Raw genomic sequence first — 1,774 nt, 5'->3', positions numbered from 1 at the left:
GCGTCGTGGAACCGCGCGTGGTGGGCGTGGCGCGGCCGCAGGGTGCGCCGCGCGACCGCTTCACCGATGGCCCGCGCGTGGCCGCCGGACAGCCGCACGATGCCGACGCCACCGGCCCCCGGGGCGGTTGCGATGGCGGCGATGGTGTCGCGGTCGGTCATGGCTGGCCCCTGCGGAATGTCGAACGCCCAAATGGAAAGCCCGCCGGGCGGCGGGCTTTCGTCACCGGCGGGGCCAGGCTCAGGCCTTGGCCGGCGCCTCGCTGTACTTCCTGATCATCCACCACTGCTGGGCCAGGCCCAGGCCCGCGTTGGTCACCCAGTACAGCACCAGGCCGGCCGGGAAGAACGCGAACATGACGCCGAACACCAGCGGCATGAACTGCATCATCTTGGCCTGCATCGGGTCGATGCCGGTCATCGGGTTGAGCTTCTGGGTCGCCCACATCAACGCCATGTTGATGACCGGCAGCACGAAGTACGGGTCGCGGGCGGTCAGGTCGTCGATCCACAGGATCCACGGCGCGTGGCGCAGCTCGACCGACTCGGCCAGCATCCAGTACAGCGCCAGGAACACCGGCATCTGCACCAGCAGCGGCAGGCAGCCGCCGACCGGGTTGATCTTCTCCTTCTTGTACAGCTCCATCATGGCCTGCTGCAGCTTCTGGCGGTCGTCGCCGTAGCGCTCCTTGAGCTGCGCCATGCGCGGCTGGAACTTGCGCAGCTTGGCCATCGACTTGTACTGCGCGGCCGACAGCGGAAACATCACCGCCTTGATGATCACCACCAGGCCGACGATCGCCCAGCCCCAGTTGCCGAACAGGCCGTGCAGCTTCGCCAGCACCCAGAACAGCCAGCCGGCCAGGGTCGCCATGATGCTGAAGCGGCTGAAGTCGATCGCGCGCTCGAGCCCCGGCACCTGCTGGGACTGGATGTTGGCCACCAGCTTGGGGCCGACCCACAGCCGTGCCTGGGTGGCGGCGGTCGCGCCGGGCGCAACATTGACGCCGGGACCGAGTTCGCGGATCAGGTAGTGGGTGCCACCGGTACCGCTGGGGGTGGCCAGCGAGAACGTGCTGGTGTCACCGCGCTCGGGGATCCACGCGCCGAAGAAGTGGTGCTGGAGCATCGCGATCCAGCCGCCGGTGACCTGCAGGTTGAGCGGACCGTCGTCGACGAAGTCCTCGTAGTCGCGCCGGTCGTACTCGCCGCCGCCGAACCACGCCGCGCCCTGGAAGCTGTACTGCTCCACGCTCATCGGACCGGACGACTTGAGCGCGCGCGGCACGCGGCTGAGCTGGCGGTAGACGAAGCCCTGCCACGGCGAGGCGCCGTTGTTGACCACCTCGTCGCGGACCTGCACCACGTAGTCACCGCGGTTGAAGGTGTAGATGCGGCGGATGGTCACGCCGTCGGCGCCGGTCCAGATGAACGGAACCACCACCTGCTCCTCGCCGGCGTCGAGCGAGAGGTCGGCGCCCGGAGCGAGCGCGGCCCGGTCGAACTCGAACCCGGCCTCGTGCGACGGCGCGGCGCCGCTGTTGCTGACCCAGCCGCTCTGGGCGACGAAGTAGTTGGCCGGGTCCTGCGCGAACAGGCGCACGGGCGGGCTGTCCTCGTCGGCAGTGCTCGGGTAGCCCAGCAGGTCGGCCTGGCGGATCTCGCCGCCATCGAGCACGACCTCCAGCACGTCGGTGCGCACCGTGACCGCGGTGGCGGCCGGCGCCACGGCACTGGCACTGGCCGTCGGCACGGGCTGGCCCGCCACCGGCACG

The 1,774-nt window shown here is 70.0% G+C and carries 1 protein-coding gene and 1 pseudogene; both read right to left on the bottom strand.

Annotated features, from left to right (window positions below; genetic code table 11):
- Positions 1 to 161 (bottom strand): annotated as a pseudogene (locus ACKVMH_RS13395) (tRNA uridine-5-carboxymethylaminomethyl(34) synthesis GTPase MnmE); the annotation flags it as partial.
- 79 nt (positions 162 to 240) lie between these two features.
- On the bottom strand, positions 241 to 1,774 hold a 1,534-nt coding region (gene yidC / locus ACKVMH_RS13390), incomplete at its 5' end, for a membrane protein insertase YidC (RefSeq protein WP_412700651.1).

Source organism: Lysobacter zhanggongensis, assembly GCF_046638635.1.
Classification (GTDB): Bacteria; Pseudomonadota; Gammaproteobacteria; order Xanthomonadales; family Xanthomonadaceae; genus Novilysobacter; species Novilysobacter luteus.
Note: the sequence above shows the minus strand (reverse complement) of the source record. Positions and strands in the feature narration are given on the sequence as shown.